The sequence below is a fragment of the Streptomyces sp. AA1529 genome, assembly GCF_000280905.1.
In the GTDB taxonomy this organism is placed as follows: Bacteria; Actinomycetota; Actinomycetes; order Streptomycetales; family Streptomycetaceae; genus Streptomyces.
In genome coordinates, this window is record NZ_ALAP01000103.1 from 99,417 (window position 1) to 113,386 (window position 13,970).

The following is a 13,970-nucleotide window of genomic DNA, read 5'->3' on the forward strand; positions in this document are numbered from 1 at the left end:
GGGGGACTACCGTGGACGACCAGCCGAACCAAGCCGCAGGGCCGCAGCGCATCATGGAACTCAGCTCGGGCCTCTGGGCCTCGAAGGCTCTGAGCACTGCACTGGAACTGGATATTTTCGGAGATCTTGCCGCCCACCCGGGCAGCACCACCACCGACCTGGCCCGTCGACTCGATCTCCCACCGCGACCCGCCCGGTCCCTGCTCATTGCGTGTGCCGCGCTCGGCCTGGTGGACCGCAATGGAGAGCGATGCTTCAACACCGCGCTCTCGGACCAGTATCTGGTACGCAGCCGACCCACGTACTTCGGCGGTTGGGTGGAAATGGTCGACAAGCACGACTACCAGGGCTGGATGGAACTGAAGACGGCTCTGATCGAGAACCGTCCCACCTGTTGGGATCCCGACCAGAACAGCTCACTCTTCGACAATGGCGATCCCGTGATGCTGGAATCGTTCTGGGAAGCCATGACAGCCGTCTCCACCATTACCGCCCGCGAACTCGGCCCTTGGATCGATCTCACCCGTTCGCATGCTCTGCTCGACATCGGTGGAGGTGGCGCGGCATGGGACATCGAACTGTGCCGTATGAATCCGCATCTGCGCGCGACAGTGTTCGACTTGGCCCACGTGTGCCGATTGACCGAAGACAAGATCGCACGTGCCGGTTTCGGTGACCGCATCAACACTGTCGTCGGTGATTTCTTCGCCGACTCGGAACTTCCTGGCGGATTCGACACCGTACTGCTCTCCTCGATTCTGCATGACTGGGGCGATGTTGACTGCTGCAGGCTTCTGCGCAAGTGTTTTTCCGCTCTCCCGCCAAACGGGAAAATTGTCATTTCGGAACTGCTGATCAACGATTCCGAGGACGGTCCCCTGGACGCGGCGCTGATGGGTTTGGCCATGCAGGTGGAGACCTGGGGGCGCGGCTTCACGGCTTCCGAGCTCACCCGGTGGCTCATCGGCATCGGCTTCGCGGATGTCGAAGTCATCCGCATCAGCGCACCGGCGGCCAACGCAGGAGTGGTCGCACGCAAGCCATAGACCCGAAATCCGCTCTCCGGAGTGGGCCGAGGACAGGTACCGATGGAGGAAATGATGCCCTCTGCTGATGCGCAGCTCACCCATGCCGTCGACAGCATCGTTGGCCGGCGACTCGTGTACACCTACTCCAACGGATGGTGCTACGAGATGTACGTGAAGAACGAGACGACCATCGATTACCGGGTCCACAGCGGTATGGTCGGAGGCCGATGGGTCAAGGATCAGGAAGTCGATCTGGTGGCTCTCGCCGAAGGGATCTACAAGATTTCCTGGAATGAGCCCACCGGTACATCCGTCTGTGTCACCCTGGTACCTGAGCAGCGTGTCTCACACGGTGTCATCTTCTTCCCGCATTGGGTACGAGAGTACCCCCAGCGCACCGTTCTCTTCCAGAACGACCATCTGGCTCGGATGTTCGCCTATCGCGACGAGGGGCCCACCTACCCCATTCACGTCGTATCCGAGTTCGCCCGGATAACGACCATCGAGAATGTGGGAGCGAACAACGAGGCCGTTATCACTGGCCCCGTTGACGCCGCGAATCCGGCGTGATCAGCCGGTGAGCCTTTCCCAGCCCGCGGGCAGTGTCGACCAGTTGGGCTGACAGACGGGTGAAGCCCCTGGCAGATGGGTTTTCGACCAAGAGAACCATCTTCACCAGAGGCTTCACGTGCTTGTCTACCCGTCCGGAGTCGACGCGTCCAGTTCCACCCTCCGTTTCCTCATGCAGCAGTTGCGGCGGCACCGCCGTGCGACCGGCTGCCGGTGGCGGCACCTGAGCGCCGGCCGCCGAACCCCGCCCACTCTCGCTCATCCATGGATGGGCCACACGTATGCACAGCTCGCGGCCGGGTTCGGCGTCGGCCCCACGAGGGCCTACCGCTATGTCACCGAGGCGGTCGAGTGCCTGCCCGCTCTCGTCCCCGTCTCGGCTTCACCCGAGCTGCCCGGTACGGTCCACGACATCTGAGCCGCACGCTCCCACGGGGCGGGTCCAGCAACTCCACGATTCCGGATGCGGTCGGCTCCGCCTGCGGGCCGCAGGCCGACCGGATCGAGGGGACCTCGGCGAGCGCGGCGCATGACGACGGTCCGCTCGGGAGCGTCGCCGATGCACCGGTCCGCTCGTGCGGAGTGCCGGGGGTCAGATCCGCGTCATGGTCGAGGTGTATCCGCCTCCGCCGGGGTAGACCCAGTCGCCGGTCGCGGTGGTGCCGTCGGCGCTGAACGTTCCTTCGAAGTAGGCCGGGCTGCCCTTCGCGCCGGCCCAGATGGTGAGCTTGTCGCCGACCAGTTCGTAGACGTAGTCGAACGTGTTGCCGGTCGAGTCGTAGTACCGCGACACGACGTCCGCACCGGTCGGCTCACCGAACGGGCGCAGGTTCCCGATCAGCTCCATGCCGGTGACCGGCTCGCCGAACTGTGTGAGCTCCACGTGCTGGATCAGGAAGTACCGGCCGGGCATCCACTCGTACCGCACGGTTCCCTCTGCTCCGCCGGTGACCGCCCAGGTGCCGACCAGGCGGTCCAGGGCCCGCAGCTCGGCGCTCGGCGGAATGGTCTCAGACATCTCGTCCTCCTCGATGGGGTCTTGCGGTCACCTCGGAGCCGCCCCTCCGTCCTCGACGCCGAGCGCCGGTGAGGTAGGTCACACGAGTGCCGTGTCGAGATCCCGCCCCCGGCGACGAGGTGTCCGCGAGACCCGTCAAGGAGGAAGCCATGACCGCCCCCGTCGCCCCCGCTGTCACCACCGCCCGCAACCCGGACCGTCTGCTGGTCGCCGGAGCCCTCGCCGGGCCGGTCTTCGCCGCGTCCGCCGTCATCCAGATGCTCACCCGTACCGGCTTCGACATCACCCGGCACCCCATCAGCCAGCTCGCCACCGGCGGTCTCGGCTGGATCCAGATCGCCACGTTCGTGCTCGCGGGCCTCGGTGGCCTCGCTCTGGCCGTCGGCATCCGACGTACGCTCCACGACGGAGTCGGGCGGCGGGCGGTGCCGGTCTGCGTCGGGATCTTCGGTGCCGGGCTGATCGCCGCGGGGGCCTTCACCATGGACCCGGAGAACGGCTTCCCGCCGGGCACCCCGGACCGGCCGGTCGCCGAGATGTCCTGGCACAGCATCGCGCACTCGGCCTCGGCCGCCGTCGCCTTCACCGCGCTCGCCGTCGCCGCCGCCGTGCTGGCGGTGCGGTGCGCGCGCCGCCGTGCGGCACTTCCGGCCGTGCTGAACGCCGTCGCCGCACTCATTCTGTTCCTGCCCATGTCACAGGAGCACATGAGCGTCCAGATCGCCGTGAACGGCCTGGTCGCCTTCACCTGGACGACCGTCGTCGCCACATCACTGCGGCGCACCCCGTGAGCCGTTCTACCATCACTGGACGAGAGCGAAAGGCAACCGCGATGAAGTACCTGCTGCTCGGCTATACGTCGGCCGCCGCCTGGGATGCCGCGACCGCGGAGGAACCGTCCCCGGAGGCCCTGGCGGCGTTCGCCGTCTACCGGAGATTCGAGCGGGAGCTGCTCGACACCGGTGAACTCCTCAGCACCGAGGGCCTGGGCCACCCGGCGGTCAGCACCACGGTCCACCGGACACCGGACGGCACGACGGCGACCGACGGGCCGTTCGCCGAGCTGAAGGAAGTTCTGGCCAGCTTCGCCGTGATCGACGTGGTCGACCGGGAGCGGGCAGTGGAGATCGCCTCGCGGATCGTGGAGGTACTGGGCGAGCCGATCGAGATCCGGCCGGTCATGGGCGAGGACTTCACGGCATGACCGGAGGGTCCCCGCCTCGCCCGGTGCGTCAGCGCGCCGGGCCGGGCCGATGGGCGGCGGCCCGGTGAACGGTGGGCCGAACGCGGCCACCGACGTCGAGAGCCTGCTGCGTGCCGAAGCACCCCAGGTCCTCGGTGCACTGGTGCGGCGCTTCGGCCGCTTCGACACGGCCGAGGACGCGGTACAGGAAGCGCTGCTGGCGGCGATCCGGACATGGCCGACCCACGGCGTACCGGAGGATCCGCGCAGCTGGCTCATCCGGATCGGCTACCGGCGGATGGTCGACCTGCTCCGCTCCGAGCGGGCCCGGCACCGCCGCGAGCGGGAGGCGGGCAGGGCCGAACTGGCCATGGGGGAAACCGGTCGCCGGGAGGGTCCCCCGCAGGAGACCGACGACAGCCTCACCCTGCTGCTCCTGTGCTGCCACCCTGCGCTGAGCCACACCTCGCAGGTGGCACTCACCCTGCGCGCGGTCGGCGGCCTGACGACCGTCGAGATCGCGCACGCCCATGGAACCTCCGAGGCCACCATGGGGACGCGGATCAGTCGCGCCAAACAGCAGCTCACCCGGGCCGGAGCGCGCTTCACCGCACCCACCGCCGCCGACCTGCCCACCCGTATGAAAGCTGTCATGCGGGTGCTGTACCTGATCTTCAACGAGGGGTACGCGGCCTCCGCCGGCGACGAACTCGCGCGCCTCGACCTGACCGCCGAGGCGATCCGGCTGACCCGGAAGCTGGCGGCCACCGTGCCGCACGACGCGGAGGTGACCGGGCTGCTGGCGCTGATGCTGCTCACCGAGTCGCGGCGCGCCGCCCGTACCGGCGAGGACGGCCGGCTGCTGCCGCTGGACGCACAGGACCGGACCCGATGGAACCGCTCTCTGATCCAGGAGGGCACCGAGCTGATCGACGGAGTCTGGAGCCGTGGCGAGACGGGGCCGTACCAGCTCCAGGCGGCGATCGCCGCCCTGCACGCCGCCGCGGCTCCGCAGCGCACGGACTGGCCGCAGATCGCCATGCTGTATCTGTGGCTCGAACGCCTCACCCCGACCGCGCCGGTGCGGCTGAGCCGGGTGGTCGCGGTGGCCCGGGCCTTCGGCGCGGCCCGCGGGCTGGCGCTGCTCGACGATCTCAACCGGCGCCACGGGCTGGACCGGGCTCCGCTCACCCGGCAACGGGAACGCGCGGTGCGCGCACACCTGGTGCAGATGACAGGTGACTCGGCCGCTGCCGCGCTCCTGTACCGCGAGGCGGCAGCCCTGACCGACAACCAGGTCGAGCGCCGCTACCTGCTCGACGAGGCCGACCAGCTGATCTGACCGGTCCGACCCGCCGAGTCTCCCGCCGCCGTCGGCACCGGTTCGGCGCTGCCGGGCACGGCGCGCGGTCCCCGAAGCCGGAGCGGCGCCGTGACACGAGCCCCCGGATGGCCGGTGGCGCCTTCCCGTGACATGGCGACCGCCCGGAAGCCGGGTCAAGAGTGCCGAGACGGTCGCGAGCGGGTTCCGGCCGGATGCGGGGGCTGCTGGGGCCGTCCTGCGCGCCGTCGGGTGGCCGGATTCTGACCCCGTCGGCTCCCTCCGGGGCGAGGGGGAGCCACGGTGCCGCCGTCACGCTGTGCACAGGAGTCCTTCACCGGACCTTCGCAGAATGGCCGGACCGGCCGGGTGGGTGCAGGCGGTGCGTTGTCCGCCCCGTGCCGCGGTGTGACGATGAGCGCGCTCGGCGACCGGCGACTGCGACACCCCGTCACAGTGCACCGAGCTGCCGGTCGTGCTCCCCGGGCGACATCAGGAGGAGTCGGATTTCGATGATGGGAACGAGATTACGCAGAGCCGTCACCGCAGCCGCCGGTGTGGCCGCAATGGCTCTCGCGGGGCTCGCGGCGACACCTGCGGCAGCCGCCGCGTCCGCGCCGTCCGCCGGTGCTGAGGCGCCGCGGGTGTCCGCGTCCGGTTTCTGGGCCTGTACGGTGCCCGCGGGCAAGACCTACACGGACACCGACCGGCGCTACCGCGGGGACTGCAACCCGAGCGGCTACGGCACCAGCTACTACGTCGTCGACCCCGCCGACGGTATCTGGGCGTGCACGGTGCCCTCGGGATTCACCTACGACGACACCGACCGGCGCTACCGCGGAGCCTGCAACCCGCAGGGCTACGGAACGGCCTACCGGCTGCGCGAGCCCCGCACCGGTATCTGGGCCTGCACCGTCCCGTCGGGCTTCTCGTACACCGACACCGACCGGCGCTACCGGGGCCCATGCAATCCGCAGGGCTACGGCACCAGCTATCTGCTCGTCGGCTGACCAGTCCGAGAGCGGCGGTGGCCCGGCCCGCGGGGGCGGGTCACCGGCGGTGCCGCCCACCCGGGCCGGAGGAGCCCCGGTGCCCTCCCGGACGTCGTGACGCCCGGCCCCCCGGCAGCCCCGTCCCACCCGGTCCGCCTGCGGCGCGGACGCCGCAGGCGGACCGGGACGAGCGCGACAACAGCGCAGCCGCTCCCGCGCACCCCCCACGCTGCTCCTCACCGCGACCGGCTCGCTCGCCGCCACCCGCCCGACCCTGTCGCCGATGCTGACCGGCGTCACCCGCGCCGTCGAGATCCCCGAAGCGGGGCACCGGCCGACGGAGGAGAACCCCGAGGCCGTGGCGCGCGAGAGCCGCGCGTTCACCACCGGCCGACGCGTTCGGGGCAGTCCGTGCCGACCGGCCCGCACCGGGTGGGCGCCGGAGCCGTCGGCGTGTGGTGCCGGCGTCGTCCGGCGGCGGCACACGTAACGTGGCGGCAGGAGGCGGGCGCGCCCGGCGGACAGCGTGGCTCGGGGCCGGCTGCCGGTCGCCGGGAGGAGGAGAGACGTGGACGCGAATGCCTGGGACGAGCGGTACAGGGCGGCGGAGCGCCTGTGGCCGGCCGAGCCCAACCGGTGGGTGGCCCGGGAGGCGGCCGGGCTGGCGCCGGGCCGGGCGCTGGATCTGGCCGCGGGGGAGGGCCGCAATGCCCTGTGGCTGGCCGGACGCGGGTGGCGGGTGGATGCCGTCGACTTCTCGCCTGTCGCCGTCCGGCGCATCGCCGAGGCAGCGGACCGCCGGCGGGCGCAGGTGCGGGCCGTGGAGGCCGACGTCACCCGGTACGCGGCCGAAGAGGCCGCGTACGACCTGGTTCTCCTCTCCTACCTGCAACTGCCTCCGCGGGACATGGCGCCGGTGCTCGCCCTGGCGTGCCGGGCCGCCCGGCGCGGCGGCACCCTGCTGCTGGTCGGCCACGACGTGGCCAATCTCGAGCACGGGACGGGCGGACCGCAGGATCCGCAGGTGCTGTCCAGCGTGGAGGGAGTCGAGGCCGCCTGGGAACCGTGCGCCGATGTCGTGACGTCGGAGGTCGCACGCCGCCCGGTGGGCGGGGCCGAGGCCCTGGACACGGTGGTCCGCGCCGTCCGCCGGTGAGGTGGCCCGAAAGTTCCGCCGCGCCCGCCGCCTCTCGGCGGGCCCGGTCATTGATTGACATGAGCATGAAATGTCTGCGGTGAGTCGCTCCTCCCGTGTCGCCGCCGGCGGGTGTGGGTGCCGTTCCGGGGTCACCGGGCCCCGCCGCCGGCGGGCGGTCCCGGCCCGGCCTCTTTCTCCGGTTCACCCCGGGTACCCGGCGGCCGTGCCGCTCGGTGGCGGAGGTGCCGGGCCGCTGCGGAATATACCCGGGGGGGTACGAGTGTTACGCTGATCGGCATACCCACGGGGGTAATTTTCTCGGGAAAGGAGTACCCCGGTGTTCTTCGTCGACACGATCGAGATCGAGGGCCTGGGCAACCGCAGCTACCTCGCAGGTGGGACGCGAACGGCAGTGGCGGTGGACCCGCCTCGCGACATCGACCAGGTGCTGGCGGCCGCCGCCCGGCGGGGAGTGCGCATCTCCCACGTGGTGGAGACGCACATCCACAACGACTACGTCACCGGCGGCCTGGAGCTCGCCCGGATCACCGGAGCCGACTATCTCGTCCCGGCCGGTGCGCGGGTCTCGTTCCCCCGGATCCCGGTCGCCGACGGGGACACCGTCGACATCGACCCGGACCTGACGCTGGCGGCCGTGGCCACACCGGGACACACGCCGCACCACACCGCCTACGTACTCGGCGAAGCGGGACGCCCGGTCGCCGCGTTCACGGGCGGCTCCCTCCTCATCGGCACCGTCGGCCGCCCGGACCTCGTCGAGCCGCGACTGACCGAGCAGTTGGCGCACGCCCAGCACGCCTCGGCCCACCGTCTCGCCGACGCCCTGCCCGATGAGACCGCGGTCCTGCCCACGCACGGATTCGGCAGCTTCTGCTCCTCCGCCCAGGCCGACGGCGACACCACGACCATCGGAACGGAGAAGGCCGCCAACACGGCCCTCACCTCCGACGCGGACACCTTCGTCGCCGAGCTGCTCGCCGGGCTGGAGGACGTGCCCGCCTACTACGCGCACATGGGCCCCGCCAATGCCCAGGGGCCTGCCCCCGTCGATCTGACCCGGCCCGCGGTCGCGGACCCGGAGGAGATCGCCGCGCGGCTCACGGCGGGTGAGTGGGTGGTCGACCTGCGCCACCGGGTCGCCTTCGCGGAAGGCCATGTCGCCGGCTCGTTCAACTTCGAGGCGGAGGGCAAGCTCGCCACGTATCTGGCCTGGATGATTCCGTGGGGCAAGCCGGTCACCCTGCTCGCGGAATCGGCGGAGCAACTGGCCGCCGCGCAGCGGGAACTGGTCCGTGTCGGCATCGACCGGCCCGCCTCCGCGGCGACCGGCGGCCCTGCGGCCTGGCTTCGCGACGGGGAGAGCCCCGCCTCCTTCCCCCGGGCCACGTTCGCGGAACTGGCGGCGCGGGACGAGGGGGACGTCGTCGTCCTCGACGTGCGCCGCGACTCCGAGCGCGCCGCGGGACGGATAGCCGGGTCGGTCCACATTCCGATCCACGAGGTGCACAACAGGCTCGGTGAGGTGCCCGACGGAACGGTCTGGGTGCACTGCGCCGGTGGCATGCGCGCCGGTGTCGCAGCTTCGCTGCTGGACGCCGCGGGGCGGCGGGTCGTTGCCGTGGACGACGGCTTCGACGCGGCCGTCGAGGCCGGACTGGCCGTCGTCAGCGGCTGAGACGCGCAGGGCTCGGACGGCCCGGCCCCGTTCCGCACCCGAAACGAGAGCCCGGCGAGAACCCGACCGGGAACCCGAACGAGAAAGGCGACATCGACGATGTTCCTCTTCCGCAGAAGCGCACCGCGCCTGTCCGTGGACGAGGCCCGTACCCGCACCGCCGGGGACCGGGCTGAAGCGGTTCTGCTGGACGTGCGCGAGAAGTCCGAATGGAAGGCGGGGCACGCCCCGGGTGCCGTGCACGCCCCGCTGACCGGGCTGGCCGCGGGTGCGGACCTGCCCGCGGCCGCACAGCGCCGTCCGCTGGTGGTGATCTGCCGCAGCGGGCACCGCTCCCAGCAGGCCGCGAAGCTGCTCACCGAGCGGAACTCGGACGCGGTGGACGTCGAGGGCGGCATGAACGCGTGGGCCGCCGCCGGGCTCCCGGTCGTCGACGAACGCGGGAACACCGGCTCGATAGCGTGAGCCTCCTGATCGTCGCCCTGATCGCCGGGGCCGTCGTCGGCCTGGCCCTGGGAGCACTCGGCGGTGGTGGCAGCGTGCTCGCCGTCCCGGCGCTGATCTATCTGCTGGGGTTCTCACCGGCGTCCGCGACCACCGCCAGCCTGATCATCGTCACCGCGACCTCGGCCACCGCCCTGTACGTCCACGCCCGGGACGGCAACGTCGTGTGGCGGACCGGGACGCTGTTCGCGGCCGCGGGAATCGTGCCGGCGTTCCTGGCCGGGGCCGCCGCGGGCCGCCTCCCGGCAGCCGCACTCACCACCGCCTTCGCGGTCGTCGCCGCGCTGGCCGCCCTGCGCATGCTGCGGCCCTCGGACTCCGAGCCGCCCGAGCGGACACGTCCCGCCGGAGCGGCGGGGGCCGGCGCCGGTCTGGGAGCCGTGACGGGATTCCTCGGCGTCGGCGGCGGGTTCCTCGCGGTCCCCGCGCTGGTGGGGGTCCTCGGGCTGCGGATGAAGCAGGCCGTGGGCACCAGCCTGCTGGTCATCACCGTGAACTCGCTGGCCGCACTGACGGCGCGGGCGGGCGGCGGCGGGGACCTGCGCTGGGAGGTGATCGCCCCGTTCACCGGAGCCGCGATCCTCGGGGCCTGGGACGGCAAACGCCTTGCCACGAAGATCACCGGCCGCTCCCTGCAACGGATCTTCGCCTTCGTCCTGCTGGCGGTGGCGGCCTTCATGCTCGTGGACGTGATCGTCTGAGCGCGTGGGCCGCCGGGCATCCGGGGTGGACGGCTCGGCACCCACGGGCCCGGGGCGGCGGCCCCGGGGCGGTCGGGTCAGGCCAGGGAGAGGAAGAGTTTCTCCAGCCGGGCGCGCATCTCGTCCCGGTCCTCTCCGGAGCGGCTGCTGTCCTCCATGTCGGTCAGGCACTGCTGCAGCCCGGTGGCGATGATCGCGAACCCGGCCCGGTCCAGTGCCCGGGACGCGGCCGCCAGCTGCGTGACGACCTCCTCGCAGTCCCGCCCCTCCTCGATCATCCGGATCACCCCGGAGATCTGGCCCTGCGCCCGGCGCAGCCGGTTGAGGACCGACTTCAGTTCCGCTGCCGCCAGATCAAGCTCCATCAGCACTCCTCATAAAATACCCCCACGGGTAATATACTGCCCCGAGGGGGCACACCGAAAGAAAAGGATGACATCTGCCATGACCACGCCCACCGCCCTCGGTACCGGAGAAGCCCGCACCCGGCTGCACGAGCTGACCGTCATCGACGTCCGCACCCCCGGCGAATACGCCGGCGGGCACCTGCCCGGCGCGCTGAACGTCCCCCTCGACCAGATCCCGCGGGCCCTGCCCGACATCCGCCACGCGGCCGACCGCGGCGACATCCTGGTGGTCTGCGCGTCCGGCGCCCGGTCCGAGAACGCCTGCCGGATCCTCGCCGAGAACGGCATCGAGACCGCCACCCTCTCCGGCGGCACCGGCGCCTGGGCCGCCGACGGCCACGACCTGCACCGCCCGCAGGGCGCCGGCGGCGCCACCTGGGGCATGGAGCGGCAGGTCCGCTTCACCGCGGGAACGGTCGTCCTCCTCGGCCTCCTCCTCGGTCTGCTGGTCCACCCGGCCTTCCAACTGCTCTCCGCCGGTATCGCCGCCGGGCTGGTCTTCTCGGCCCTCACCAACACCTGCGGCATGGCCGCCCTGCTGGCGAAGCTGCCCCACAACCGCCCCCGCGCCGCTGACCTCGACGCCACCCTGGCCGAACTCCGCAACCGCTGAGCCGCGCTCCGCGGCCACGGCGCCTCCGGCCCGGCGGGGAACCGGCAGGGGCCGGGCGAGCAGGCCGGCGGACGGACCGGAGGAGAGCCGGCCCGGTCGGCGGCCGGCAGACCGGACGTCCCCTCAGGCGGTGTCCCGCATCCGGGCGGAGAGGTCGGCCCCCGGATGGAAGTTGGGGCGCTGTTCCACCTCGTCGTAGTAGCGGTGGAAGACCGGAGTGAGGCCACCGGAGACCGGAGGAACGATCCAGCTCCAGTCCGCGGTGACGGTACGGCCCTGCTGCTCCTCCTTCGCGAGGTGGGCGAGGAAGCGGCGGGACTCCGTGTGGTGGTCGCTGATGCGCACCCCCGCGGCCTGGAAGGAGTGCAGTACGGCGACGTTGATCTCGACGACCGCGCGGTCCCGCCAGAGCGTGGCCTCGCTGCTGGTGTCGAGGCCCAGACAGGCGGCCACCGTGGGCAGCAGGTTGTAGCGGTCCTCGTCGACGAGGTTGCGGGCGCCTATCTCGGTGCCCATGTACCAGCCGTTGAACGGGGCGAGGGGATAGTCGACGCCGCCGATCCGCAGCCGCATGCTGGATATCACCGGAACCGCGTACCAGCGCAGGCCGAGTTGGTCGATCCGGCTGCAGTCCGGATGCCGCAGCGGGACCTCCAGAACCGTGTCGGGCGGGAGGTCGAAGAGCCGGGGCTTGTCGCCGGGGGTGTCCACGACGAGCGGCAGCACGTCGAACATCCCCTCCGGGCCCTGCCAGCCCAGGCGCCGCACCGCCGCCGTCAGGTCGGCGCTCACCGGGTCGCCCAGCACGCTGCCGTCCGCACGGCGATGGCCCGCGTACCGGACGAGTTGGTCGTTCCAGACCCGAGGCGCGGGACGTGCGGGCGTGTCGGGCGCGAAGACGGAGATCACGGGGCGGATGCGGCCGCCGTTGGTGGCCTGGCGCAGGTGATCGGTGAGGTGGTGGTGGATCTCCTCGGCCGCGTGCGCGTTCCGGCGGTCCAGCACCCGCAGGCTCTGCCAGTACAGACGTCCGATGCAGCGGGCGGAGTTGCGCCACGCCACCCGAGCTCCCCAGGTCAGCTCCTCCGGGGTGTGCCAGTAGCTGCCGGTCGCGTCGATGGCGGCCCGGACCTGCTGCAGCCGGGTGCCGAGCGGAATCGGCAGTGCCGGGTGCTCGGCGTGGAACTGGTGGAGGAACTCCTCCGCCTCGTCCCGGTCGGCGACAGGGCCCCCGGACGGTCCGGGGAGGCCGGAGGCGGCGGAGGACGCCGCTACGGGACAGGCATCGAAGTGCACGGGTACCTCACAGGGGGCGGAGGCCGCCCATGTCGCAGGCGAAGCCGGCCGACTGCGGCCTCGGGGAGCAAAGGTAGAGGTTAACGCCCCTGTCCAGCGGGCCGGGAGGCCGGAGGTCCCGGAAACCGACATGTCGGTGTTCAGTTCCCGCGCACCGGGCCGTCGCCGGCGCGCGGCTTCGCCGCGGGTGCCCCGGAGGCGCCGGACGCCCTCGTGGGCGGCGGGCGGCCGGGGCGCATCCCCCGGAGGTCAGGCGGGGCGCAGGACCACCGGAAGGCTGGTCATGCCGGACAGCAGGTTCGAATAGACCCGGCGGGGCTCCCCGTTCGGTTCGATCGTGGCCACGATGTCGCGGAGCGCGGTGAGCATGGCCGCGATCTCGGCGCGCCCGAGGTAGGCGCCGAGGCAGAAGTGCGGCCCGTAGCCGAAGGCGATGTGCTTGTTCGGGGTACGGGCCAGGTCGAAGCGGCCCGGGTCCGCGAAGACCTCTTCATCCATGTTGGCCGAGTTGTTCCAGAGAGTGACGATGTCGCCGGCCTTGATCTCCTGCCCCCGGTCGCCGACCGGAACATCCTCCAGCGCGGACCGGCCGAAGTGGATCGCGGGCGTCGTCCAGCGCAGGACCTCCTCGACGGCGGTGGAGACCTCCACCTCGCCCTTCAACAGCGCACGCCACTGATCCGGGTGTTCGAGGAACGCCGCTACGGCACCCGTCATCGAGAGCCGGCTGGTCTCGTCGCCGCCGAGGATGAGGCTGTAGCAGTTGACGACGATCTCGTCCATCGTGAGCGGCTTGCCCTCGAGGGTGCCGGTGGCGAGCATGCTGACCGCGTCCGTACCGGGGTTCTTCCGGCGCTCGGTGGCCAGCTTCTCGAAGTAGGCGAGAATGTCGTTGCGTGCCTGCCAGGCGACAGCGGGGGACTGGGCCGCCCCGTCCGATCCCAGCGCCGCCTCGGTGCACTCCAGTACGAAGGGACGGTCCGCCTGGGGCACTGCCATGAGGTCGCAGATCGCGTTGAGCGGGATGTGCGCGGCCACGTCCCGCGCGAAGTCGCACTCCTCCCGCGCGACGGCGTCGAGCAGCAACTGCCGGGCGGCCGCGTGGATGTTCTCCACCACCCCGGTGAGCACCCGCGGCGAGAACGCCTTGAGCAGGATCCTGCGCAGATCGTTGTGGCGCGGACCGTCCGTCACCGCGGCCATCATGCCCGCCGCCGAGTCACCGCTCATGAGGAGCGTGGTGAGCACATTCCCCTTCTCGGAGGTGAAGCGCGCGGTGTCGCGGTAGAGGGTGGAGACGTCCTCGTACCGCGTGACGACCCAGAAGCCCTCCGACCCGCCCACCGGCCGGTGCTTGTAGAAGGGCTGCTCCTTCCGCAGCCGTTGCCACACCTGGGTGAGGTCATACTCGGCGTGCGTGCGCGGATCGGCCAGATCCAGTGTGTCCAGAGCACCGGAATCGGGCGTGATGAGGCTGGACATGCAGGGTGACTCGCCTTCGGT

Annotated in this window: 15 protein-coding genes and 1 pseudogene; 12 read left to right on the forward strand and 4 right to left on the reverse strand. The window is 71.4% G+C overall.

The genetic code is table 11. The features are described 5' to 3' along the window. Nucleotides 1-11: 11 nt before the first annotated feature. The 3 genes and pseudogenes from A949_RS0130490 to A949_RS39425 all read left to right on the forward strand — a co-directional run. Nucleotides 12-1,046: an acetylserotonin O-methyltransferase gene (locus A949_RS0130490; RefSeq protein ID WP_237735946.1), complete on the forward strand. Its 1,035-nt coding sequence runs from the start codon at nt 12-14 to the stop codon at nt 1,044-1,046. Between the two features lie 42 nt (nt 1,047-1,088). Beyond that, nucleotides 1,089-1,598: a phenolic acid decarboxylase gene (locus A949_RS0130495; RefSeq protein WP_019359859.1), complete on the forward strand. Its 510-nt coding sequence runs from the start codon at nt 1,089-1,091 to the stop codon at nt 1,596-1,598. A 118-nt stretch (nt 1,599-1,716) separates the two neighbouring features. Beyond that, nucleotides 1,717-1,980 (forward strand): annotated as a pseudogene (locus A949_RS39425) (IS5/IS1182 family transposase); the annotation flags it as partial. Between the two features lie 210 nt (nt 1,981-2,190). Here the strand turns inward: A949_RS39425 and A949_RS0130505 are convergent. Next, on the reverse strand, nt 2,191-2,616 hold the full coding sequence (locus A949_RS0130505; protein ID WP_019359861.1) for a hypothetical protein: 426 nt from the start codon (nt 2,614-2,616) through the stop codon (nt 2,191-2,193). A 149-nt stretch (nt 2,617-2,765) separates the two neighbouring features. Between A949_RS0130505 and A949_RS0130510 the strand changes: the two genes are divergently transcribed. The 8 genes from A949_RS0130510 to A949_RS0130550 all read left to right on the forward strand — a co-directional run bounded on the left by A949_RS0130510 (nt 2,766) and on the right by A949_RS0130550 (nt 10,151). After that, the gene (locus A949_RS0130510) at nt 2,766-3,407 is read left to right on the forward strand and encodes a DUF998 domain-containing protein (RefSeq protein WP_019359862.1); all 642 of its coding nucleotides are present in this window, start codon (nt 2,766-2,768) and stop codon (nt 3,405-3,407) included. Nucleotides 3,408-3,448: 41 nt separating this feature from the next. Then, a complete protein-coding gene (locus A949_RS0130515; RefSeq protein ID WP_019359863.1) occupies nt 3,449-3,820 on the forward strand; it encodes a YciI family protein in 372 nt (123 codons plus the stop codon). A gap of 49 nt (nt 3,821-3,869) precedes the next feature. After that, nucleotides 3,870-5,141, forward strand: coding sequence for a sigma-70 family RNA polymerase sigma factor (locus A949_RS0130520; RefSeq protein WP_019359864.1), 1,272 nt, complete (start codon nt 3,870-3,872; stop codon nt 5,139-5,141). A gap of 623 nt (nt 5,142-5,764) precedes the next feature. After that, nucleotides 5,765-6,130: a hypothetical protein gene (locus A949_RS0130525; RefSeq protein WP_019359865.1), complete on the forward strand. Its 366-nt coding sequence runs from the start codon at nt 5,765-5,767 to the stop codon at nt 6,128-6,130. Between the two features lie 550 nt (nt 6,131-6,680). Beyond that, nucleotides 6,681-7,268 carry a class I SAM-dependent methyltransferase gene (locus A949_RS0130535; protein WP_019359867.1) on the forward strand — a complete coding sequence of 196 codons (588 nt, stop codon included), beginning with the start codon at nt 6,681-6,683 and terminating at the stop codon, nt 7,266-7,268. A gap of 319 nt (nt 7,269-7,587) precedes the next feature. After that, a complete protein-coding gene (locus A949_RS0130540; RefSeq protein ID WP_019359868.1) occupies nt 7,588-8,946 on the forward strand; it encodes an MBL fold metallo-hydrolase in 1,359 nt (452 codons plus the stop codon). Between the two features lie 99 nt (nt 8,947-9,045). Continuing rightward, on the forward strand, nt 9,046-9,411 hold the full coding sequence (locus tag A949_RS0130545; RefSeq protein ID WP_019359869.1) for a rhodanese-like domain-containing protein: 366 nt from the start codon (nt 9,046-9,048) through the stop codon (nt 9,409-9,411). After that, entirely contained in the window at nt 9,408-10,151 is a 744-nt protein-coding gene (locus tag A949_RS0130550) for a sulfite exporter TauE/SafE family protein (protein ID WP_019359870.1), read from the forward strand. The genes A949_RS0130545 and A949_RS0130550 overlap by 4 nt, the downstream gene beginning before the upstream one ends. 77 nt (nt 10,152-10,228) lie before the next feature. Here A949_RS0130550 and A949_RS0130555 read toward each other — a convergent pair whose 3' ends face one another. Further along, entirely contained in the window at nt 10,229-10,516 is a 288-nt protein-coding gene (locus A949_RS0130555; RefSeq protein ID WP_019359871.1) for a metal-sensitive transcriptional regulator, read from the reverse strand. Nucleotides 10,517-10,595: 79 nt separating this feature from the next. On the opposite strand from A949_RS0130555, the gene A949_RS0130560 reads away from it, so the two are divergent. Beyond that, entirely contained in the window at nt 10,596-11,171 is a 576-nt protein-coding gene (locus A949_RS0130560) for a rhodanese-like domain-containing protein (RefSeq protein ID WP_019359872.1), read from the forward strand. Between the two features lie 123 nt (nt 11,172-11,294). Here A949_RS0130560 and A949_RS0130565 read toward each other — a convergent pair whose 3' ends face one another. Further along, nucleotides 11,295-12,467, reverse strand: a complete 1,173-nt coding sequence (locus A949_RS0130565) for a nitric oxide synthase oxygenase (protein ID WP_019359873.1) — start codon at nt 12,465-12,467, stop codon at nt 11,295-11,297. Nucleotides 12,468-12,716: 249 nt separating this feature from the next. Continuing rightward, on the reverse strand, nt 12,717-13,949 hold the full coding sequence (locus tag A949_RS0130570; protein WP_019359874.1) for a cytochrome P450: 1,233 nt from the start codon (nt 13,947-13,949) through the stop codon (nt 12,717-12,719). Nucleotides 13,950-13,970: the final 21 nt, after the last annotated feature.